Genomic DNA, 21,989 nt, shown 5'->3' with positions numbered 1-21,989 from the left:
TTGAACGATCCAATTCGGATACGGCAGGATTAGATCGTTCAAGTTTCTGGATTGTTTCGCACTTTGCACCGCCCCGGACGGCTTGTCAAGAGTCCGTCCCCTCAGGACCTGGAGCCGCAACCGTGACCGAACGCCAGCTGCAACCCCTGCTGCACGAGCTGGTCGGGGTGGTCCTCGCCCCGACCAGCGCGCTGGGCGACCGGGCCGGGCAGATCCGCCCGGCCGGCGTCCAGGGGGTCTTCCACGCCGACGCCCGGGTGCTGTCCCGGGCGGAGCTGCGGATCGACGACCGGGAGCCGGAGGCGCTGGCCCACGGCCCCGACGGCCCGCACGGCGCGCGCTTCGTCGGCCTCGCCCGCTGGCTCGGCGACCCCGGCGCGGACCCCACCGTGCGGGTGGAACGCGCCCGCCGGGCCGGCCCGCACGGCGTCGACGAGGAGATCCGCGTCATCTCGACGGCCGCCGTGCCGGTGCGGGCCACGGTCAGCGTCGACCTCGGCTGCGACCTGGCCCCGATCGAGGTGGTCAAGTCCGGCGGCGCGGCCACGCCGATCGAGGCGCGGACCGGGCAGCCGGGTGTGGTGCGCTGGGCCGCCGACGGCATCACGGTGACCGTCACCGGCGAAGGCGCCCGGGTGGACACCGACCGGGCCACCGCGCCCCGGTTGTCCTGGCCGGTCGACCTCGGCCCCGGCGGGACCGCGACGCTGCGCTGGCGGCTGCGGGTCGACGACCCCCGAGCCGTGGTGACCGCCCCGACCGGGGAGCCGAACTGGTCCCGGCCGGTGGTCCGGGCCGACGACCGGCGGCTGGTCCGCCTGCTCGACCGGTCCCTGGACGACCTGCGCGGGCTGCGCCTGGCCGAACCCGCCGCGCCCGCCGACGTCTTCCTCGGCGCCGGGGTGCCCTGGTTCCTCACCCTGTTCGGCCGGGACAGTCTCTGGGCGGCGCGGATGATGCTGCCGCTCGGCACCGAACTGGCCGCCGGGACGCTGCGGGTGCTCGCCCGCCGGCAGGGCGCCCGGCTCGACCCGGCCACCGGTGAGGCGCCCGGCAAGATCCTGCACGAGCTGCGCCGGCACGAGTTCGCCATGCTCGGCGGAGGGCTGCGGCTGCCGCCGGCGTACTACGGGACGGTCGACGCCACCATGCTCTGGGTGGCGCTGCTGCACGACGCCTGGCGCTGGGGACTGCCCGCCGAGCAGATCGAGCCGCTGCTGCCCCATCTGGAGGCGGCGCTCGGCTGGCTCGACGGGCACGCCGACGCCGACGGCGACGGCCTGGTCGAGTACGTCGACACCACCGGGCACGGCCTGACCAACCAGGGCTGGAAGGACTCCGGGGACGCCGTCCGGTTCCGCGACGGCCGGCTCGCCGCGTCGCCGATCGTGCTGGCCGAGGTGCAGGGGTACGCGTACCAGGCGGCCGTCGGCGGGGCGGACCTGCTCGACGCGTTCGGCCGCCCGGGCGCCGACCGCTGGCGCGGGTACGCCGACGCACTCGCCACCCGGTTCCGCGCCGCCTTCTGGGTGGACGGCCCGCACGGCCCGCACCCGGCGCTGGCGCTGGACCGGGACAAGCGCCCCGTCGACTCGCTGACCAGCAACATCGGCCACCTGCTCGGCACCGGCCTGCTCTCCGGCGAGGAGGAGGCCCAGGTCGCCCGCCTGCTCACCGGCGACGCGTTGGCCGGCGGGTTCGGGCTGCGCACCATGTCCGCCGGCGACGCCGGGTTCAGCCCGCTGTCGTACCACTGCGGGTCGATCTGGGCGCACGACACCGCGATCGTGCTCGCCGGGCTGGCCCGGGCCGGCTTCCGGGAGGCCGCACTGGGCCTGGCGGAGGGGCTGCTCGGTGCGGCGGAGGCGTTCGACCACCGGCTGCCCGAGCTCTACGGCGGCGACGACCGTACGCTGCTCGGCCGGCCGGTCCCCTACCCGGCGGCCTGCCGCCCGCAGGCCTGGTCGGCGGCGGCCGCGGTGCTGCTGCTGCACGCCGCGACCGGGCTGCACCCGGACGTGCCGAACGGCCGGGTCGCCCTGCGTCCCCTGGCCGGCCCGGAGTTGGGCGCCGTCTCCGTTCAGGGCCTGCGCGTCGCCGGCGCCCGCGTCGACGTCCACGTCGACGCCACCGGCCACGCCACGCTCGCCAACCTCCCGCCGACCCTCACCCTGACCCCCACCGTCCCCTCTCCCCGCCACGCGCCCGACTCCGCCGTCCAGGCGTGACCGGACCGGTGCCGAGGTCGGCGGCGCGCGCGCCGTCGACCTCGTGGCCGGGCGGATCAGGAGGTGAGTTCGGCGACCAGTTCGTCGTCCTCCACAGCACCCGTCGGGGCGAAGCCGAGGGCGGTGTAGAGGCGGGCCGCCGGGGTGTTGTCGGGGTGGTACGAGAGGCGGACCACGCTGCCGCCGTCCTGCGCCGCGAGCCAGTCGGCCAGGGTACGGACGGTGGCCCGCCCGACGCCCCGGTCCTGTTCGCCGGCGGCGATCACCATGCCGCCGATCCAGCGGGAGCCGTCGTCGTCCACCCCCCACATGGCGTGTCCGACCACCGTCTCGTCGGCGTAGACGGCCAGCGAGGTCCACACGTCGGAACGCATGGTCAGCACCAGGTAACGAGCGGCCAGGGCGGGTACCCAGGCGCGCTGGTCGTCGCGGGGCGCCACGTCGGCGACATCCCGCCAGTTGTGGTCGTCGACCGGCCGCAACGTGATGTGACGTCCGGCCCGGTCGCGCAGCCCTGAATCGATCATGAGGGTCAGCCTAGGTCCCGGCCGGACCGGGTGGCGAGCCGTTTCACCCGGCGGGTCCTGCTCACCCGGCCCGTCGCCCCGGGGCACGCCCGGGTGAGCCTCGACCGGCCGGCTCAGTTCGCCCGGGCGTCGAGGCGCCGGCCGGCCCGCGGCACGGGCCGGCCGGGCGGACGCTCAGTCGAGCAGCGAGTCAAGGCCGATGGTCAGGCCCGGGCGGGTACGCACCGCGCGGACGGCCAGCAGCACGCCGGGCATGAACGAGGCCCGGTCGTACGAGTCGTGCCGGATGGTCAGCGTCTCGCCGGTGGTGCCGAAGAGCACCTCCTGGTGGGCGACCAGCCCGGTGGCCCGCACGGCGTGCACCCGTACCCCGTCGATGTCGGCGCCGCGCGCACCCGGCACCTCGTCGGAGGTGGCGTCCGGCGACGGGCCGAGACCGGCGTCGGCGCGCGCCTGGGCGATCCGGCGGGCGGTGTGGATGGCGGTGCCGCTGGGGGCGTCGAGCTTGCGCGGGTGGTGCTGCTCGATGATCTCGACGGACTCGAAGTGCCGGGCGGCCCGCGCGGCGAACTGCATCATCAGCACCGCGCCGATGCCGAAGTTCGGGGCGATCACCACGCCGACGCCCGGCTTGCGCTCCAGCCAACCGCGCACCCGCTCGATCCGCTGCTCGGTGAAGCCGGTGGTGCCGACCACCGCGCTGATGCCCTGGTCGATGCACCAGTGCAGGTTGTCCATGACGACGTCCGGGGTGGTGAAGTCGACGACCACCTCGGCGCCCGCGTCGGAGGCGTTGAACAGCCAGTCGCCCTGGTCGACCATCGCCACCAGGTCCATGTCGGAGGCAGCGTCGACCGCCTTGCACACCTCGACGCCCATCCGGCCCCGGGCACCCAGCACGCCGACCCGGATCGGCTCGTCCAGGCCCTTCTCCTGCTCGTCAGTCACGGGGCACAACCTATCCCAATCGGGACGCGGTCACCCGCCGGGACCACCCACGTCCCACGGGGCGACGGTGATCCACGCGCGGCGGACCCGGCACGCACGCCGGCACCGCCGGCCGGACGGATCAGGCGGAGAAGTCGTGCTCGCCGAACGGGCCGACCACGGCCAGGGACATCGGCCGGCTCAGCAGCTCGGCGGCGAGCGTGTTCACGTCCGCCAGGGTGACCGCGTCGACCCGGGTGAGCAGCTCGTCCACCGGCATCAGGTCGCCGTAGAGCAGCTCCCCCTTGGCCAGCCGGCTCATCCGCGAGCCGGTGTCCTCCAGGCCCAGCACGAACGATCCCTTGCTCATGCCCTTGCCCCGGGCCAGCTCGGCCTCGCTGATCCCCTCGGCGGCCACCCGGGCCAGCTCGGCGCGGGTCAACTCCAGCACCTCGTCCACCTTGCCCGGCGCGCAGCCGGCGTAGACGGCGAAGAGGCCGCTGTCGGCGTACTGGCTGGCGTACGAGTAGACCGAGTAGGCCAGGCCCCGCTGCTCGCGGATCTCCTGGAACAGCCGGCTGGACATGCCGCCGCCGAGGACGTTGTTGAGCACGCCGAGGGCGAAGCGCCGCTCGTCGAGGCGGTCGATGCCGGGGCAGCCGAGGATGACGTGCGCCTGCTCGGACTCCTTCGGCTCCACCAGGGTGGCGGCCGGCCTGGTGCGTACCGCCGGGGTGGCCGGCCGGTGCGGAGCCGGGGTCGCCGGGTCGGTGTCCAGCGGGGTGTCGCGCAGGGCCTGGCGGACCAGCTTGACCACGGTGGCGTGGTCCAGGTTGCCGGCGGCGGCGATGACGATCTGCGGCGCGGTGTACCGGTGCCGGTAGAAGCTGTGGATCTGCCGCCGGGTCATCGGGGTGACCGTCTCCTCGGTGCCGGAGATCAGCCGGCCCAGGGGGTGGTCGCCGTAGACGGCGCGGGCGAAGAGGTCGTGCACCTCGTCGCCGGGCTCGTCGTCGTGCATGGCGATCTCTTCGAGGATGACGCCGCGCTCGGTCTCCACGTCGGCCGCCTCGATCACCGAGTCGGCCACCAGGTCGCACATGACATCGATCGCCAGCGGCAGGTCCTCGTCCAGCACGCGGGCGTAGTAGCAGGTGTATTCCTTGGTGGTGAAGGCGTTGGTCTCGCCGCCCACCGCCTCGATCTCCGAGGAGATCTCCAGCGCGCCGCGCTTGTGGGTGCCCTTGAAGAGCAGGTGCTCCAGGAAGTGCGCCGCGCCGGCCTGCGGGCCGGTCTCGTCCCGCGAGCCGACCGCCACCCAGATCCCGAACGAGACGCTGCGCATCGCCGGGATCGCCTCGGTGAGCACGCGCAACCCGCTGGGCAGCACGGTACGGCGTACCGTGCCGCCCAGCGGGTCGTCACTCAGCGTGCGGGTGACCGCCCGGCCCGACCCGGCGCGACCGGGTTGCGTCCCGGTGGCGTGCCGGACGGCTCCGGACGGCCCCACCCCCCGTCGAGCCGCAGGGAAAGACGAACGCTGGGCCCGACTCACGGAAACCTGCTCTCAGTTGACGAGGGGTGGGTGGTGCTGTGGCGCGGTGGGTCAGCTGTGCCGGGTCCGGCGACGCGGGCGCTCGCCGCCCTCGCCACCCTCGCCGCCGCCCTGGGGCCGGTCGCCGCGCTCCGGGGCACGACCGCCCCGGTCACCACGGTCGCGCGGGCCACGGTCACCACCGCGGTCGCCGCCCCGACCGGCCGGACGCTCGCCACCGGCGGCCTCGCCGGCGGCCGGCGCCTCGGCGCCCTCCGGGCGGACCTTGTCCAGGTAGATCTTGCCGCGGGCGTCGATGTCCGCGATCTCGACCTCGACCTTGTCGCCGACGTTGAGGAAGTCCTCGACCTTCTCGACCCGCTTGCCGTCGCCCACCTTGGAGATGTGCAGCAGGCCGTCGCGGCCCGGCAGCAGCGAGACGAACGCGCCGAAGGCGGCCGTCTTGACCACCGTGCCGAGGAACCGCTCCCCCACCTTCGGCAGGGTCGGGTTGGCGATGCCGTTGATCCGGTCCACCGCGGCCTGGGCCGACGGGCCGTTGGTCGCGCCGACGTAGATCGTGCCGTCGTCCTCGATGGAGATCTCGGCGCCGGTCTCGTCCTGGATGGCGTTGATGGTCTGGCCCTTCGGGCCGATCACCATGCCGATCTTGTCGACCGGGATCTTGACCGTGGTGACCCGCGGCGCGTAGTCCGACATCTCGGCCGGAGCCTCGATCGCCGCCTGCATCACGTCGAGGATGGTCTGCCGGGCCTCGTACGCCTGCTGGAGCGCGGCAGCCAGCACGTCCGACGGGATGCCGTCGAGCTTGGTGTCGAGCTGCAGCGCGGTGACGAACTCCCGGGTGCCGGCGACCTTGAAGTCCATGTCACCGAACGCGTCCTCGGCGCCGAGGATGTCGGTCAGCGTCACGTACTGGGTCTTGCCCTCGACCTCGTCGGAGATGAGGCCCATGGCGATGCCGGCGACCGGCGCCTTCAGCGGCACACCGGCCGACAGCAGGCCCAGCGTCGAGGCGCAGACCGAACCCATCGAGGTGGAGCCGTTGGAGCCGAGCGCCTCGGAGACCTGCCGGATGGCGTACGGGAACTCCTCGCGCGCCGGCAGCACCGGGATCAGCGCCCGCTCGGCGAGCGCGCCGTGGCCGATCTCGCGCCGCTTCGGCGAACCGACCCGGCCGGTCTCACCGGTCGAGTACGGCGGGAAGTTGTAGTTGTGCATGTAGCGCTTGGACTTCTCCGGGGAGAGGGTGTCCAGCGACTGCTCCATGCGCAGCATGTTCAGCGTGGTGACGCCCAGGATCTGGGTCTCGCCCCGCTCGAACAGCGCCGAGCCGTGCACCCGGGGCAGCACGCCGACCTCGGCGGTCAGCGGGCGGATGTCGCGCGGGCCGCGGCCGTCGATGCGGATCTGCTCGCGCAGCACCCGGTTGCGGACCTCGGACTTGGTCAGCGACCGGAAGGCGGCGCTGAGCTCCTTCTCCCGGCCCTCGAAACGACCGCCGAGCTCCTCGGCGACCCGGGCCTTGACCCGGTCCAGGGCCTCCTCGCGGGCGGCCTTGCCGGCGATGGTGAGCGCCTCGGCCACGTCGGCGCGGGCCAGGTCGGCCACCGCCGCGTAGACGTCGTCCTGGTAGTCCAGGAAGACCGGGAACTCGGCGACCGGCTTGGCGGCCACCTCGGCCAGCTCGCTCTGCGCCCGGCACAGCTCGCGGATGGCCGGCTTGGCGGCCTCCAGGCCGCTGGCCACGACCTCCTCGGTCGGGGCCGGCGCACCGCCGGCGACCAGCGCCACGGTGTGCTCGGTGGCCTCGGCCTCGACCATCATGATCGCGACGTCGCCGTCGGCCAGGGCGCGGCCGGCCACCACCATGTCGAAGGTGGCCCGGGCCAGCTCGTCGATGGTCGGGAAGGCGACCCACTGGCCGTCGACGTGCGCCATCCGGGTGGCCCCGATCGGGCCGGAGAACGGCAGGCCGGAGAGCTTGGTCGACATCGAGGCGGCGTTGATCGCCACGACGTCGTACGGGTGCTGCGGGTCGAGCGCGAGGACGGTCTCGACGACCTGGACCTCGTTGCGCAGGCCCTTGACGAACGACGGGCGCAGCGGCCGGTCGATCAGCCGGCAGGTGAGGATCGCGTCCTCGCTGGGGCGGCCCTCGCGGCGGAAGAACGAGCCGGGGATCCGGCCCGCGGCGTACATCCGCTCCTCGACGTCGACGGTCAGCGGGAAGAAGTCGAACTGCTCCTTCGGCTGCTTGCCGGCGGTGGTGGCGGAGAGGACCACGGTCTCGCCCAGCTGGGCGACGACCGAACCGGCGGCCTGACGGGCCAGCCGACCGGTGGAGAAGGTGATCTCACGGGTGCCGAAGGACCCGTTGTCGATCACGGCGGTACGGGATTCGGTGCCGAGGTTGGTCTCGGTCATGGTGCTGTCGTGCTCCTTCGCGTCGGGGGCCCACGACACGGGAGCTGCTCAGACGGCCGGTCTTCGATCGAAGCGCCCGGGTGACCGGCGTGATGCCGGGGTGCCCGGAGGCCACTACCGGAGACCGGTACGCTGACCGGCTCCCTCTCGGGTGGTCGCGCGGCCCTGTTCTTCAGTGGTACCGGAACGGGGGAGCGGCCTCAGGCCACTCCCCCGTCACGTCACCGGCGCAGACCGAGTCGCTCGATGAGCGACCGGTAGCGGTTGATGTCCTTCTTCTGGACGTAGTTGAGCAGCCGACGGCGCCGGCCGACCAGCAGCAGCAGCCCGCGGCGGCTGTGGTGGTCGTGCTTGTGCACCTTCAGGTGCTCGGTCAGCTCGGCGATCCGCTTGGTGAGGACCGCGACCTGCACCTCCGGCGAACCGGTGTCGCCCTCGGCGGTCGCGTACTCCGCACGGATCGTGGCCTTGGCTTCCTGGTCGAGCGCCATGTTCTCCCTGTTTCGGTGGGTTGATCACTGGTGTCCGTCGAACCGGTCAGGAGACCGGAACGGACCGGTACCTCGCACCCGCGGCGTCGTGCAGGCACGCGAGGCCCCACGTCGGTCAGCCGACGTCCCCGCCAGACTACCAGTCCGGCCCGGTCCCATCCGGTCAAGGTCGGCAAAGCCGCCCGCGGCGCGCTCAGCCGACCGCCCGGCGGGTCCGCTCGACGTCCTCGGCGATCTGCGCCACGAGGGGCTCGATGGCGTCGTACCGGCGCTGCTCCCGCAGGTGCGCGACGAAGTCCAGGGCCAGCCGCTCGCCGTACAGGTCGCCGGAGAAGTCCAGCGCGTACGCCTCCACCCGCCGCTCCCGGCCGGAGAAGGTCGGGTTGGTGCCGATCGACACCGCCGCCGCCAGGGGCTCCCGCTGTCCCCGACGCACCAGCCGGGCGGCGTACACCCCGTCGGCGGGGACCGCCGCGTACCGGTGGCGGAGCAGGTTGGCGGTGGGGTAACCCAGCTCACGTCCGCGCTGGTCGCCCCGGACCACCACCCCCTCCAGCCGATGCGGGCGGCCCAGCGCGGCGGCCGCCGCGGCCACATCCCCCGCGTCGACGCAGGAGCGGATGTACGTCGAGGAGAAGACGGTGCCCGCCTCGGCCACCAGCGGCGCGCCCTCCACGCCGAAGCCGAAGGTGCGGCCGAGCCGGGTCAGCAGCGCCACGTCACCGGCCGCCCGGTGCCCGAACCGGAAGTTGTCCCCGACCACCACCAGCGCGGCGTGCAGGTGCTCGACCAGGACGTCGTGCACGAACGCCTCCGCCGGCAGCCGGGAGAACTCCGGGGTGAACGGCACCACGCAGAGCACGTCGACGCCGAGGGCCTCGATCAGCTCCGCCTTGCGGGCCGGCTCGGTGAGCACGGCGGGGTGCGAGCCCGGGCGGACCACCTCCGCCGGGTGCGGGTCGAAGGTGACCACCACCGACTTCACGCCCAGCTCCCGGGCCCGGGCCACGGCGTGCCCGATGGTCGCCTGGTGCCCCTTGTGCACGCCGTCGAAGACGCCGATGGTGACGACCGAACGCCCCCAGCCACCGGGCGCCGCGTCGTACCCCCGCCACCGCTGCATGCCGCTCCTCCCCTGCTTCCCCGGCCTCGCCGGGTACCCGCGCCGGCCGCGCGACCGGCGCACCCGCCACCGCCGTCAGGCCGGGGCGAGCACGATCTCCGCGCGGGCCCGGCCGTCCCGCTCGCTGACGATAGCGATCAGGCCGCCGTCGGGACCGAAGACCGCGTACGGCCCGGCGATGCCGGCCGCGTCGAGCGGCCCGCCGTGGGAGAGCACCTTCGCCTCGTCGGCGCCGGCCTCCCGACGCGGGAAGAACCGGTCGGCGGCCGCGTCGAGCGGCAGGTTGACCACCTCGGGGGCGCGCTGCTCCAACTCGTCGAGGGTGGCCGCCTCGGTCAGCCGGAACCCACCCACCGCGGTACGCCGCAGCGCGGTCAGGTGCCCACCCACCCGGAGCGCCAGGCCCGCGTCCCGCGCGATGGCCCGGATGTACGTCCCGGACGAGCAGGTCACGTCGATGTCCACGTCCAGCACGTCGGGGTTGTCCCGGCGGACGGCCAGCACGTCGAGGCGGGAGATGGTGACCCGCCGGGCGGGCAGCTCGACGCTCTCGCCCTCGCGTACCCGCTTGTAGGCCCGCTGGCCGTTGATCTTGATGGCGCTGACCGCGCTGGGCACCTGGTCGACCTCGCCGGCGAGCGCGGCGAACGCCGCCCGGACCGCCTCGTCGGTGAGCTGGCCGGCCGGGGTGGTGGCGATCACGTCGCCCTCGGCGTCGTCGGTGACGGTGGCCTGCCCGAGCCGCACCGTGGCGGTGTAGCTCTTGCCGGCGCCGATCACGTACGTCAGCAGCCGGGTCGCCCGACCCACCCCGATCACCAGCACGCCGGTGGCCATCGGGTCGAGGGTGCCGCCGTGCCCCACCCGCCGGGTCCGCGCCAACCGGCGGATCCGCGCCACCACGTCGTGCGACGTCATGCCGCCCGGCTTGTCCACCACGATCAGCCCGTCACCGCTCACGACCGCCAAGCCTGCCAGACGGGGTCACCGGCGCCGTCACCGCACGGCCCAATGCCCCTCGCGTCCCCACCACCGTCCCCCGTTCCTGGTCGCGCTGACGATCCTGGTCGGCGTCGCCGTCGTCCGGCTGGTCGGCGGGGAGGCGCCGCCGGCGCCGGCGCCCACCGGCACTGTCGACGCTGCGCAGGACGGCGGCACCGGCAGCTAGGACGCGTCACGCCGCGCGGCACCGCACCCGGGCCGGCCGGGTCAGCGGACCGCGCCGGTCACCGCCCACCCGCCCGAGCGCAGCCGCAGCAGCAGCGCGACCAGCCGGATCACGATGAACAGGGTCAGCCCGGCCCAGATCCCGCCGAGCCCCAGGTCGAGCCCGTGGGCGAGCCAGATCGCCGGCAGGAAGCCGCCGAGCGCCGCGACGATGGTCAGGTTGCGCAGGTAGCGCACGTCCCCGGCGCCGATGAGCACGCCGTCGAGGGCGAAGACCACGCCGGCCAGCGGCTGCATCGCCACGAACCAGGGCCAAGCCACCATGGCCTGCTCGCGTACCTGCGGATCGGAGCTGAACCAGGACGGCACCACGCCGGCCCCGGCGGCGATCAGCACCGCGAAGCCGACGCCGGCAACGCCGCCGAGCAGCGCGAACCGGCGGGCGAGGGCCCGCGCCCCGGCGGCGTCGCCGGCCCCGAGCGCGGCGCCGATCAGCGCCTGGGCCGCGATGGCGAGGGCGTCGAGCACCAGCGCGGTGAAGAACCACAGTTGCAGGGCGATCTGGTGGGCGCCGACGGCGGCGGCGCCGAACCGCGCGGCGACCGCCGTGGCGGAGAGGAAGCTGGCCTGGAACGCGACGCCCCGGACCAGCAGGTCGCGGCTGAGCGCCAACTGCTGCCGGATCAGCCGGGGCCGGGGCCGCAGGGAGACCCGCTCGCGGACCAGAGCCACGGCGAAGAGCGCGCCGGAGACGGTCTGGGCGACGGCGTTGGCCACCGCCGAGCCGGCCAGCCCGAGCCCGGCCGGGTACACCAGCAGCGGGCAGAGCAGCGCGGAGAGCAGGTTGGGCGCGAGCACGAAGACCAGCGGGCGGCGGGTGTCCTGGATACCGCGCAACCAGCCGTTGCCGGCGGCGGCGAGGAGCAGCCCGGGCGCGCCGAGCGCCGCGATCCGCAGCCACTGCGCGGCCGCGCCGGCCACGTCGTCACCACCCCCGGCGAGGGTACGCGCCAGCGCCCCGCCGCCGAGCTGCATGGCGAGCGCGACGAGCACGCCCACCCCGAGGGCGAGCCAGGACGCCTGCACGCCCTCGGCCACCGCCGCCGCCCGGTCGCCGGAACCGAACCGCCGGGCCGCCCGACCGGTGATCCCGTACGCGAGCACGGTGCCCAGCCAGGCGGTGAGGGTCATCACGGTGCCGCCGACGGCCAGCGCGGCGAGCGGCACCCGGCCGAGGTGCCCGACCACGGCAGTGTCGACCAGCACGTAGAGCGGTTCGGCGGCGAGCACCACCAGCGCGGGCAGGGCGAGGGCGGCGATCCGGCGCGGCGGCGCGATCGCGGTGGCGGTGGCGGTCTGACTCATCGCCGCCGATCCTGGCACGGGGCAGGTAAGGATCGCAAGACTTGTCAGCGCTTACGCCCACGGCGGCTCCGGGTCGCTCGTTTCCGGCTGGCGGCTGGCCCGGAGACGGGGAACTCGACTGACGCGGACAGCTCGGCCGGTGGACATCGCGGGGAGGGCAGACCTGGCAGGCTGACGCCACGAAGGTCGAGCGGGCTCGCGACCAGCAAGCCGACCGCGCCGGCCGGCGGCGGTCCCTCGGCTTCGGCCCCTGGGCACGGCCGGGTGATCCACTCCAGATGCGGGCATGTCGGGGTGTCACCGCTCAAGAACACCGCGACACGCCGCAATCCGCGTCGATCACCGGACCGGAACCGACCCGCCCGGCGGACGGGCAAACGGGCCCGGGGTGGTTCAGCGGGAGGGAAGGGCTTCGAGCCAGCGGCGGACCTGGCGGCGGCTGCGCAGCCGGACGACCGGCAATTCCGGTGCGTGGGCGGCGACCGCGGCGAAGACCCGGGGCCGGGAGCGGCCGGGGTAACGCCAGATGTAGCGCAGGAAGCCCAGGTCGAGCCGTTCGGGGCAGCCGGCAGGCAGGTCGGGGCGGTCGGCGGCGCGGCGGTCCCAGCGGCGGCGGACGACCCGGGCGAGGCAGAGCGGCCAGGGCAGGTCGCCCAGCACCAACGACAGCGGCGAGCCGGGCCGGGTGACTCCGACAGGGTCGGGCGACTCCGGCAGGACCGGACGGGGCCGAGTGGGCGAGCCGGGCAGGGCTGGCCAGGCATCGGGCGGGCTCGACAGGACAAGCCGGGCAGGCGGGCCAGGCGGCGGGCGGACCCGAGAGGGCTGTCCGGGCGGTACCGGCTAGGGGGCCACGTGGTGGCGCCGGGCCGGAGAACAGGGCCGAGAGGCGGTGACGTCGGCGACGCGGGACGTCGGCGGCGTCACCGCCGGTCGGGCAGCGTCACTGACGGGTGTCCATCGAGGTCTGCAGGGCGCGCCGCATCTGCTCGCGCGCCTCGTCGGTGGTCTCGGGCTTGGGCTTGGTCGGCATGGGAGTTCCCTTCCAGGGTGCGGACCACCGGGGACGGCGGCCCTACGGGCGGGTTCTGCTGAGCGCCCGGCGGCGGTCCGGGATCACCGGAGCGGCTCGCCTGGCAGCGTGAGCCCGGGTCGGTCTGACCCTGGAGGGAGGCGGCGCCGGGTGTGGCACCACCGCCCATGACCTGCGTCGCGGCGCGGCGCCCGGTCGTTTCCCAAATTAACGTTCAGTTCCACATGCTGCCCACAGTTCCCGCCATTCGGACGAGATCGCGGCCGGGGCGCTCATCGGGCCAGGAAGTGCCAACCCAGCCACCACCAGAAGCCGAACACGCCGATCCGGCCCACCGGGACCGGCCCGACCTCGTAGCGCATCACGTACGCGCAGACGTCGCCGAGCGACGGCACCCGGGCGCCCGGGCGGCGGGAGGCCCACTCGACGGCGGCGAAGAGCAGCAGGGCGGTCAGGAAGCCGGTGACGGCCAGGGTGCGCATCATCGCCGGACCAGCCCCCAGAACGCGGCCAGCCAGCCGAACCACGCGGCGGAGCGGACCAGCTCGTCGGTGAGCAGCGGGTCCGCGAGCCGGGAGAAGGTGGGGAACTCGTTACCGACCGACAGCACGAAGGTGGCGGCCTCGAGGACGCCGAAGACGGCCGCCGGCAGCACCCACCAGAGCGCGCCCCGCCCGAGCCGGTGCGGCGCCGGCCGGCGCGGCACCCGGTTGCCCAGGCCGAGCCAGATCAGCGCGCCGCCGGTGCCCAGGGTCCACAGGTTGGCCTGTGTCGAGAAGGACGGCAGCTGCCCACCGACCAGGGAGAGGCAGGCCAGCACCGGCACCGTGACCACCGGACGGTCCCAGGCGCGCGGCAGGTCGACGGTGAGCTCGGGGGGCTGCTCCATCCTCCGATTCTCCCCGTGCTCACACAGCGCGGGAAGACCAACACACTTCGGGGTGCGCGGAGATCAGCGGGCGATCAGCGCGCCGTCCAGCTCGGCCCGGATGGAGCGCACCACGTCCTCGGCGCTGCCCGCCCCGGTGAACCCGGCGGCGAACCGGTGGCCGCCGCCGCCCAGCGCCACCGCCACGGCGCTCACGTCCACCGCGCCCTTGCTGCGCATCGACACGGCCCACTCGGCCGGGCCGACCTGCTTGAGTACGCAGGCCACGTCGGCCTCGGCGGTGCACCGCACGGAGTCGATCAGCGCCTCCAGCACGTACGGGCGCTGGTCGTGCCGGGCCAGGTCGTCCTGGGTCGCGTACGTCCAGACCAGTCCGTGGCCGGCAGCGGCCGAGGGCTCCAGGCGGGCCCGGCCCAGCACCTCGCCGAAGAGCCGGACGGCGCCGAACGGCCGGGTGTCGAAGACCTGGCGGGAGATGTCCCCCGGGCGGATGCCGGTGGCCAGCAGCCGGGCCGCGAACTGGTGCACGGCGGGGGTGGTGGCCTCGAACCGGAACGACCCGGTGTCGGTGGTCAGCGCGACGTAGAGGCACTGGGCGATCTCCGCGTCCAGCGGCACGTCGAGCCGGGTGAGCAGCTCGTCGACGACGACCGAGGTGGCCGCGGCCGCCGGATCGACCAGGTGCACCCGGCCGAACCGGGTGTTGGAGGCGTGGTGGTCGAGGACCAGCGCGTCGCCGGCGGTGTCGAGGCGGTCGACCAGCTCACCCAGCCGGGACTCGCTCGCCGCGTCGAAGCAGACCACCAGGTCCGGATCCGGGTACGCCCCGGTCGACGGCACCAGCAGGTCGAGCCCCGGCAGCCAGCGGAACGGCTCGGGCACCTCGGGCGGACCGGGGAAGGTCGCCTGGAGGTGCCGTACGCCGAGCCGGCGCAGCCCGAGCCCGAAGCCGAGCATGCTGCCCAGCGCGTCGCCGTCCGGGTTGACGTGACAGATCAGCAGCACCCGGGCGTCGGCCGGCAGCCGGCGTACCGCCGCGACGGCGGCGGCCCAGTCGGACTCGTCCGGGCCGGTGCGGGCCGGCCCGGTGAGCAGATCGCCGGCCGCGCCCGGGGTGCCGCTCACCGCCGATCCGTGGCCGACGGGGTGCCCTCGTCGCCGTCCTGGTCGCCCTCGGCGTCCTCGTCCTCGTCGATCCGGTACGGCTGGGCCTCGCCCGCGTACTTGGCCTGGGCCGCCAGCCGCTGCACCTCGGCATCGGACTGGCGGGCCGCGGCGAGCAGGTCGTCGATGTGCTTGACCTGGTCCTGCACGTCGTCGAGGACGAAGGTCAGGGTCGGCGAGTGGCGCAGCCCGAGCGCCTTGCCGACGGTGCTGCGCAGCATGCCCTTGGCGCTCTCCAGGGCGGCGGCGGTGCTGGCCTGGGCGGCCGCGTCACCGAGGACCGTGTAGAAGACGGTGGCGTCGCGCAGGTCGGCGGTGATCCGGGCGTCGGTGATGGTGATCATCCCGAGCCGGGGGTCCTTGATCTGGCTCCGCACCACCGACGCGACCAGTTCGCGAATGCGCTCCGCGTGCCGGCGTACCTTGGCCGGATCCGTCATGTCCCCCACCTCCAGGGCGTTCTGCTCCCGGCCGGCACGACGGCGCAGGGCACCGCCGGGACCGACCGCCCAACATGTCGAACACTACCCGCGCGGCCGGGCCGGTCGCGCGGCACCGCGGGTGGCGACGGCCACCCCGGCGTCAGTCGTCCTCGCCGTGCAACCGGCGGCGCACCGACAGCAGTTCGGCCTCGGGGCGCCCGGCCACCAGGCGCTCGCAGGAGTCGAGCACCTCGCGCACGTGGGCCGCCTCGGCGGCCACCACGGCCACGCCGATCTCGGCCCGGCCGTGCAGGTCCAACGCGCCCACCTCGGCGGCCGACACCTCGAATCGGCGCAGCGCCGCCACGATGGGGCGTACATATGATCTCTTGGCCTTGAGCGACCGTGAGTCGCCCGGCAGCAGCAGGTCGAAGACCGCGGTTCCCGTGTACATCGCTCCGGACGATACGGACATCCCCGGACATGATCAAGGGGTTTACGCCGGACGGCGTAAACCCCTTGATCACTGTGTCAGCACCGGATCAGGCGCGCGGCTTCTCCCGCATCTCGAAGGTCTCGATGATGTCGCCGACCTGGACGTTGTTGAAACCGGCCAGCGTCAGACCACACTCGAAGCCCTCGCGGACCTCCGTCGCGTCGTCCTTGAACCGCTTGAGGGAGCTGATCGTGAGGTTGTCCGCCACGACCGCCCCGTCCCGCAGCAGCCGCGCCTTGGCGTTGCGGCGGATGATGCCGGACCGGACGATACAACCGGAGATGTTGCCGATCTTGGACGAGCGGAAGACGTCGCGGATCTCCGCGCTGCCCAGCTCGACCTCCTCGTACTCCGGCTTGAGCAGACCCTTGAGCGCGGCGTCGATCTCCTCGATGGCCTGGTAGATGACCGTGTAGTACCGGATCTCCACGCCCTCGCGGTCGGCGATCTCACGGACCTTGTTGGCGGCCCGCACGTTGAAGCCGATGATCGTGACCGCCTCGGACGAGGCGCTCGCGAGCATGACGTCGCTCTCGGTGATCGCACCCACGCCCCGGTGGATGATCCTGAGCTGGACCTCCTCCGGGATGTCGAGGTTGAACAGCGCGTCCTCGAGGGCCTCCACGGAACCGGAGACGTCGCCCTTGAGCACCAGGTTGAGCGAGGTCTTCTCGCCCTCCTTGAGCTGCTCCATGAGCGTCTCGAGGGTGGCCCGACCGCGGGAGTTGGCGAAGGACGCCGCCCGCCGCCGTGCCTGCCGCTGCTCGGCGATCTGCCGCACCGTACGGTCGTCGGCCGCCGCGAGGAAGGTGTCGCCGGCGCCCGGCACCGCGGTCAGACCGAGGACGAGCACCGGACGAGCCGGCCCTGCCTCGGCGACCTGGTTGCCGTTCTCGTCGAGCATCGCCCGAACCCGGCCGTGCGCCCCGCCGGCGACGATGGAGTCGCCCGCCCGCAGGGTGCCCTTCTGCACCAGCACCGTCGCCACCGCACCGCGGCCCTTGTCCAGGTGCGCCTCGATGGCCACACCCTGCGCCGGCCCGTCGATCGGAGCGGTCAGCTCCAGCGACGCGTCGGCGGTCAGCAGGACCGCCTCGAGCAGGTCGTCGATGCCGATACCCGGCTTGGCGGCCACGTTGACGAACATGGTGTCGCCGCCGTACTCCTCGGCGACCAGCCCGTACTCGGTCAGCTGCTGGCGGACCTTGTCCGGGTTGGCCTCGGGCTTGTCGACCTTGTTGACCGCCACCACGATCGGCACCTCGGCCGCCTTGGCGTGGTTCAACGCCTCGATCGTCTGCGGCATCACGCCGTCGTCGGCCGCGACCACCAGCACCACGATGTCCGTCACCTGGGCACCACGGGCACGCATGGCGGTGAACGCCTCGTGACCCGGCGTGTCGATGAAGGTCACCGCCCGGTCCTCGCCCTCGTGCGGGACGTGGACCTGGTAGGCACCGATGTGCTGGGTGATGCCACCCGCCTCACCGGCCACGACGTTCGCCTTGCGGATCGCGTCGAGCAGCTTGGTCTTACCGTGGTCGACGTGACCCATGACGGTCACCACCGGCGCACGGCTGACCAGCCGCTCCTCCGCGACCTCGGCGTCGAGGTCGATGTTGAACTGCGCGAGCAGCTCGCGGTCCTCGTCCTCCGGGCTGACGATCTGCACGTCGAAGCCGAGGTGCTCACCCAGCAGCAGCAGGGTCTCGTCAGAGCAGGACTGGGTCGCGGTGACCATCTCGCCCAGGTTGAACATCTCCTGGACCAGCGAACCCGGGTTGGCGTTGATCTTGTCGGCGAAGTCCGACAGCGAGGCGCCACGGGAGAGCCGGACGACCTGACCCTGACCCCGGGGGGCACCCGAGCTCATGGTCGGGGCCGACAGGTTGTCGAACTCCTGTCTGCGCTGCTTCTTGGACTTGCGACCGCGCGTCGGCCGGCCACCCGGACGCCCGAAGGCACCCGCGGCACCGCCGCCACGGCCACGACCGCCGCCACCGGGACGACCACCGCCGCCGGCCGGGGCACCCGGACGGAAACCGCCGCCCGGAGCACCGCCGCCGCCACCGGGACCGCCACGGAAGCCACCGCCACCGCCGCCGCCACCGGGACCGCCACGGAAGCCACCGCCACCGCCACCGCCACCGGGACCGCCGCGGAAGCCACCGCCGGCACCGCCGCCGGGACGACCTGCGCCGCCACCGGGGCCGCCACGACCGCCACCGGGGCCGCCGGGGCGACCGGTGGTGGGCCGCTGGCTCGGCATGGAGGCCGGGCTGGGCCGCGGCGGCATGGAGGCCGGGCTCGGCCGCGGCGGCATGCCCGCCGGGCTGGGCCGGGGGCCACCGGCGGCCGGCGGCCGCTGCTGGCCGCCCTGGATACCGAACGGGTTGTTACCGGCGCCGCGCGCCGGCGGACGACCGCCCGGACGGGCACCCGGACCCGGGGTCGGCGCGCCGGGACGACCGGCGGCCGGGGTACCCGGACGCGGGGGCACGGCGTTGGGACCCGGGCGGGGACCCGGACGGGGACCACCCTCGGTCGGGGGCTCCCGTCGGACGTTCTCGCGCTGCTGCTGGCGGGCGGCCTGCGCGGCCTTGACCGCGGCCTCCTGCTCAGCCTTCAGCGCGGCGGCACGCGCCTCGGCGGCCGCCACCTCGATGTCGTGGGCGCTCGCCGGCTTGGCGACCGGGGCCGCCGGCTGCGGCGGACCGGGAACGGGGCCCTTGGGCTTCGGCCCAGGGGTCGGCGCGGCCGGCCGCCGGGGCGGCATCGGCTTGGCCGACACCCGGGGGGCGCCCGGGGCCGGGGACGGCGTCGGGGTCGAGGCCGGAGTCGGTGCGGCCGCCGGCGGGGCGGCCTGCGCCGTGGTGCCTCCGGCGGACGCGACGAATGCGCCACGCAGCCGTCGGGCGACGGGCGCCTCGACGGTGCTGGACGCGGACTTCACGAACTCGCCCATTTCCTTCAGCTTGGCGAGAACGGTCTTGCTTTCGACCCCGAGCTCTTTTGCCAGCTCGTGTACGCGGGCCTTACCTGCCACTGCACTCCTCACTCCGAGGTCGTGCGGGCAGTACCCGCAACAACCTCACTCGTGCACTTGAAGCCTGGTCATTTCAGGGACTTCATCGTGTGCTCATGTCGGTCGTCCTACCTTGCTAGCGACCCTCGCCCGGTCGGGTTGACCGGACGTAGTGGTTGGCGCATCGACGTGCTCCGCCAGCTCGCCGTGGTCGAGGACCCCGGTGATGCGCAGCGCACGCCCGAAGGCGCGCCGCCGCACCGCCTGCGCGAAGCAGGCCGGATCCGGGTGCATGTGCGCTCCCCGACCCGGCAGCCTGCGGGCCGGATCAGGCCGGAGGCTGTGACCAGCCTCGTCGCCGACCGCGACGAACCGCAGCAATTCGCTGGCCGGCGCACGTCTCCGGCAACCCACACAGGTGCGCTCCGGCTGCGCGCGTCGTACCACTGGAGGAAGTCTACCCCTAGCTGCTCGAGATCGCGCCGCCCGGCTCCGGCACGTGATCGGCTCCGCCCCGTCCCGCCGGGCTGGTCTGCTCCGCGTCCGACCGGATGTCGATCCGCCAACCGGTCAGTCGGGCAGCAAGCCGGGCGTTCTGCCCCTCGCGCCCGATCGCCAGCGAGAGCTGGAAGTCCGGCACGGTGACCCGGGCGGTCCGGCTGGCCAGGTCGACCACCTCGACCCGCAGCGCCTTGGCCGGCGACAACGCGTTGCCGACGAAGGTCGCCGGGTCGTCCGACCAGTCGATGATGTCGATCTTCTCACCGTGCAGCTCGCTCATCACCGCGCGGACCCGCTGGCCCATCGGGCCGATGCAGGCGCCCTTGGCGTTCACGCCCTGCGTGGTGGAGCGCACCGCGATCTTCGTACGGTGACCTGCCTCACGCGCGATCGCGCCGATCTCCACGGTGCCGTCGGCGATCTCCGGCACCTCCAGCGCGAAGAGCTTCTTGACCAGCGCGGGGTGCGAGCGGGAGAGGGTGATCTGCGGGCCGCGCATCCCCTTGGCCACGTGCACCACGACGCAGCGGATCCGCTCGCCGTGGACGTACCGCTCGCCGGGCACCTGCTCGGACTGCGGCAGGACGCCCTCCAGCTTGCCCAGGTCGACGCTGACGATGCCCTTCTCGACCCGCGCCTCGTGCGCCTGCACCACCCCGGTGACCAGGTCACCCTCGCGGCCGACGTACTCGCCGAAGTGCACCTCGTCGGTGGCCTCCCGCAGCCGCTGGAGGATCACCTGCTTGGCGGTCATGGCGGCGATCCGCCCGAAGTCGTGCGGGGTGTCGTCCCACTCCCGCACCACGGTGCCGTCGGAGTCGACCTCCTGGGCGTAGACCAGGGCGGCCCCGGTCTTGCGGTCGATCTCCACCCGGGCGTGCGGCTCGGCCCCGTCGGTGTGCCGGTAGGCGGTCAGCAGCGCGGTCTCGATCGCCGCGAGGATCGTGTCGAACGGGATCTCCCGCTCGCGCTCGAGTGCGCGCAGCGCCGCGAGGTCGATGTTCACCTCTCCTCGTCCTCCACATCATCTTCGTCGTCGATGTCGTCAATGTCGTCAATGTCGCCGGTGTCGTCGCCGGCCTCGTCGATCTCGTCGAGGCGGGTGAACTCGACCTGCACGCGGCCGGGGCCGAGCTCGGCGTACGGGTGCTCGGTGCGGCCGGAGTCGGTCTCCAGCACCACGCGCTCGTCGTCGGCCGCCACCACCCGGCCGGTGACCTGGCGGTCCCCGACGGGCTGCTCGCCGCGCGGCCCGGGCAGGCCCGCGCCGGCCCGGGTGGTCACCTTGACCAGGCGGCCCACGTTGCGCCGCCAGTGCCGGGGCAGGGTGAGCGGCCGGTCCACGCCGGGTGAGCTGACCTCCAGCTGGTACTCGCCCGCCACGATGTCGCCGCCGGCCTCCTCGGCCGCGTCCAGCGCCGCCGAGACCGCCCGGGAGACGTCCGCGACGGCGTCCAGGTTGATCCCGCCGTCGGCGTCCACGATCACGCGTACGACGTGCCGCCGGCCGGCCCGGGACACCGACAGGTCCTCCAGGTCGTACCCGGCACCCTGCACGACGGGTTCGATCACCTCGCGCAGTCGGTTGCGCCGGGCGGCGAGGTCACCGCCCCGGGGTGCGCCCGCACGGTCCCCGCCCCGGGGGCCGTCGGTACGACGGGGTCGCCCCGTCGGGCCCGTCGGCCTGGTGGCACGGCCACGCTGCGTCATCTGGCGCACCCTTCTCCTGTTGTGCGGCGGCCCGGTGGCCCGCATGCCCACACGCCACCGGGGCGAACCCGCCGGTGGCTGCGCAGAGCGTAACGCGCCGGCCGGGCACCGGGCCGGGCGGCGCACCGACGCCGGTCGCCCACCTGACGGCGGAGATGGTGTTGACTTGTCCGGTGGCGACAGGAAGAACGACTACGCAGCGCGGTGGACCGGGGCAAACCCGGCGGGCGCTGCTGCGCGCGGGGGCACTCCTGACGGCGGGCGGCGCGACCCTGCCGCTGACTGGCTGTGATCTTTTCGACCGGAACGAACCGCCCCCGCCGCCCGACCCGCTGGAGCCGCTGGCCGCCGAGTCACGCGAGCTGGCCGCCCGGCACCGGGCCGCCGTCGCGGCCGATCCGGCGCTGGCCGACCGGCTCACCCCGATCGCCGACGCGCACGCCGCGCACGCCGAGGAGATCCAGCGGCTGATCGGGCGCCCCGCGCCCTCCGGCTCCCCCGCCGCCGGCGCCACCCCGCCGGCGACCGAGCGGGACGGACTGCTCGCCGAGCTGCGAGCGGCGGAAAAGCGCGGCCGGGAGTCGGCCGCGAAGGCGTGCGGGGCGGCCCCGGCGGAGCGGGCCGCCGTGCTCGGCTCGATCGCCGCCGCCCGCGCCACCCACGTGGAGGTGCTGCGGTGACCCGGCGACAGGCACCCACCGACCCGGCCCAGGCGCTGGCGGACGCGCTGGCCGCCGAGTACGCGGCGATCTTCGCGTACGGCCCGATCGGGGTACGGCTCACCGACGCCGCCCGCCGCGACGCCCGGTCGGCCGAGGCGGCGCACCGGGCCCGGCGCGACGCGCTGGTGCTCCAGCTCAGCGCCGGGGGTGGCCAGGTCCCGGCGGACCGGGCCGGCTACGCGCTGCCGTTCCCGGTCACCGACCGGGCCGCCGCGCT

The 21,989-nt window shown here is 74.2% G+C and carries 21 protein-coding genes; 3 read left to right on the top strand and 18 right to left on the bottom strand.

The window, feature by feature from the left end; all coding sequences use genetic code 11:
* The first annotated feature begins 122 nt into the window (after nucleotides 1–122).
* Nucleotides 123–2,228 (top strand): amylo-alpha-1,6-glucosidase, encoded by a 2,106-nt coding sequence (locus FHX75_RS24785; protein ID WP_154942769.1) that lies wholly within the window; start codon nucleotides 123–125, stop codon nucleotides 2,226–2,228.
* A 56-nt stretch (nucleotides 2,229–2,284) separates the two neighbouring features.
* Here FHX75_RS24785 and FHX75_RS24780 read toward each other — a convergent pair whose 3' ends face one another.
* From FHX75_RS24780 to rimP, 18 genes are all read right to left on the bottom strand, one after another.
* Nucleotides 2,285–2,755, bottom strand: a complete 471-nt coding sequence (locus FHX75_RS24780) for a GNAT family N-acetyltransferase (RefSeq protein WP_154942768.1) — start codon at nucleotides 2,753–2,755, stop codon at nucleotides 2,285–2,287.
* Between the two features lie 174 nt (nucleotides 2,756–2,929).
* Nucleotides 2,930–3,703 carry a 4-hydroxy-tetrahydrodipicolinate reductase gene (dapB, locus tag FHX75_RS24775; RefSeq protein ID WP_154942767.1) on the bottom strand — a complete coding sequence of 258 codons (774 nt, stop codon included), beginning with the start codon at nucleotides 3,701–3,703 and terminating at the stop codon, nucleotides 2,930–2,932.
* 121 nt (nucleotides 3,704–3,824) lie between these two features.
* Nucleotides 3,825–5,192: a M16 family metallopeptidase gene (locus FHX75_RS24770; protein WP_154942766.1), complete on the bottom strand. Its 1,368-nt coding sequence runs from the start codon at nucleotides 5,190–5,192 to the stop codon at nucleotides 3,825–3,827.
* Between the two features lie 96 nt (nucleotides 5,193–5,288).
* The gene (locus FHX75_RS24765; protein WP_154943141.1) at nucleotides 5,289–7,664 is read right to left on the bottom strand and encodes a polyribonucleotide nucleotidyltransferase; all 2,376 of its coding nucleotides are present in this window, start codon (nucleotides 7,662–7,664) and stop codon (nucleotides 5,289–5,291) included.
* Nucleotides 7,665–7,885: 221 nt separating this feature from the next.
* Nucleotides 7,886–8,155 (bottom strand): 30S ribosomal protein S15, encoded by a 270-nt coding sequence (rpsO, locus tag FHX75_RS24760; protein WP_088963411.1) that lies wholly within the window; start codon nucleotides 8,153–8,155, stop codon nucleotides 7,886–7,888.
* Nucleotides 8,156–8,348: 193 nt separating this feature from the next.
* Nucleotides 8,349–9,278 (bottom strand): bifunctional riboflavin kinase/FAD synthetase, encoded by a 930-nt coding sequence (locus FHX75_RS24755; RefSeq protein WP_154942765.1) that lies wholly within the window; start codon nucleotides 9,276–9,278, stop codon nucleotides 8,349–8,351.
* A 75-nt stretch (nucleotides 9,279–9,353) separates the two neighbouring features.
* On the bottom strand, nucleotides 9,354–10,238 hold the full coding sequence (gene truB, locus FHX75_RS24750) for a tRNA pseudouridine(55) synthase TruB (RefSeq protein ID WP_154942764.1): 885 nt from the start codon (nucleotides 10,236–10,238) through the stop codon (nucleotides 9,354–9,356).
* 249 nt (nucleotides 10,239–10,487) lie between these two features.
* Nucleotides 10,488–11,810, bottom strand: coding sequence for an MATE family efflux transporter (locus tag FHX75_RS24745; protein ID WP_154942763.1), 1,323 nt, complete (start codon nucleotides 11,808–11,810; stop codon nucleotides 10,488–10,490).
* A 393-nt stretch (nucleotides 11,811–12,203) separates the two neighbouring features.
* A complete protein-coding gene (locus FHX75_RS24740) occupies nucleotides 12,204–12,470 on the bottom strand; it encodes a P-loop NTPase family protein (RefSeq protein ID WP_154942762.1) in 267 nt (88 codons plus the stop codon).
* 645 nt (nucleotides 12,471–13,115) lie between these two features.
* A complete protein-coding gene (locus tag FHX75_RS24735; protein ID WP_211364599.1) occupies nucleotides 13,116–13,325 on the bottom strand; it encodes a DUF6186 family protein in 210 nt (69 codons plus the stop codon).
* Nucleotides 13,325–13,732, bottom strand: a complete 408-nt coding sequence (locus tag FHX75_RS24730) for a hypothetical protein (protein WP_088963416.1) — start codon at nucleotides 13,730–13,732, stop codon at nucleotides 13,325–13,327. Before FHX75_RS24730 ends, FHX75_RS24735 begins: the two co-directional genes overlap by 1 nt.
* Before the next feature lie 63 nt (nucleotides 13,733–13,795).
* Nucleotides 13,796–14,827 (bottom strand): DHH family phosphoesterase, encoded by a 1,032-nt coding sequence (locus FHX75_RS24725; RefSeq protein ID WP_154943140.1) that lies wholly within the window; start codon nucleotides 14,825–14,827, stop codon nucleotides 13,796–13,798.
* Between the two features lie 26 nt (nucleotides 14,828–14,853).
* The gene (gene rbfA, locus FHX75_RS24720) at nucleotides 14,854–15,336 is read right to left on the bottom strand and encodes a 30S ribosome-binding factor RbfA (RefSeq protein ID WP_154942760.1); all 483 of its coding nucleotides are present in this window, start codon (nucleotides 15,334–15,336) and stop codon (nucleotides 14,854–14,856) included.
* Nucleotides 15,337–15,478: 142 nt separating this feature from the next.
* Nucleotides 15,479–15,772, bottom strand: a complete 294-nt coding sequence (locus FHX75_RS24715) for a DUF503 domain-containing protein (RefSeq protein WP_088963418.1) — start codon at nucleotides 15,770–15,772, stop codon at nucleotides 15,479–15,481.
* 88 nt (nucleotides 15,773–15,860) lie between these two features.
* Nucleotides 15,861–18,860: a translation initiation factor IF-2 gene (infB, locus tag FHX75_RS24710; protein ID WP_154942759.1), complete on the bottom strand. Its 3,000-nt coding sequence runs from the start codon at nucleotides 18,858–18,860 to the stop codon at nucleotides 15,861–15,863.
* A 93-nt stretch (nucleotides 18,861–18,953) separates the two neighbouring features.
* A complete protein-coding gene (locus FHX75_RS24705; RefSeq protein WP_154942758.1) occupies nucleotides 18,954–19,286 on the bottom strand; it encodes a YlxR family protein in 333 nt (110 codons plus the stop codon).
* 16 nt (nucleotides 19,287–19,302) lie between these two features.
* The gene (gene nusA / locus FHX75_RS24700; RefSeq protein ID WP_154942757.1) at nucleotides 19,303–20,346 is read right to left on the bottom strand and encodes a transcription termination factor NusA; all 1,044 of its coding nucleotides are present in this window, start codon (nucleotides 20,344–20,346) and stop codon (nucleotides 19,303–19,305) included.
* Nucleotides 20,343–21,050, bottom strand: coding sequence for a ribosome maturation factor RimP (rimP, locus tag FHX75_RS24695; RefSeq protein ID WP_154942756.1), 708 nt, complete (start codon nucleotides 21,048–21,050; stop codon nucleotides 20,343–20,345). The genes nusA and rimP overlap by 4 nt, the downstream gene beginning before the upstream one ends.
* A 230-nt stretch (nucleotides 21,051–21,280) precedes the next feature.
* Here rimP and FHX75_RS24690 point away from each other — a divergent pair, with 230 nt between their 5' ends.
* Both FHX75_RS24690 and FHX75_RS24685 read left to right on the top strand, forming a co-directional pair.
* Complete coding sequence (locus tag FHX75_RS24690) at nucleotides 21,281–21,730, top strand: hypothetical protein (protein ID WP_211364598.1); 450 nt, start codon at nucleotides 21,281–21,283, stop codon at nucleotides 21,728–21,730.
* The coding region (locus FHX75_RS24685; protein ID WP_154942755.1) for a DUF4439 domain-containing protein at nucleotides 21,727–21,989 on the top strand (263 nt) is incomplete at its 3' end. The genes FHX75_RS24690 and FHX75_RS24685, both read left to right, overlap by 4 nt.

Source organism: Micromonospora palomenae, from assembly GCF_007829925.1.
Lineage (GTDB): Bacteria > Actinomycetota > Actinomycetes > Mycobacteriales > Micromonosporaceae > Micromonospora > Micromonospora purpureochromogenes.
Note: the sequence above shows the minus strand (reverse complement) of the source record. Positions and strands in the feature narration are given on the sequence as shown.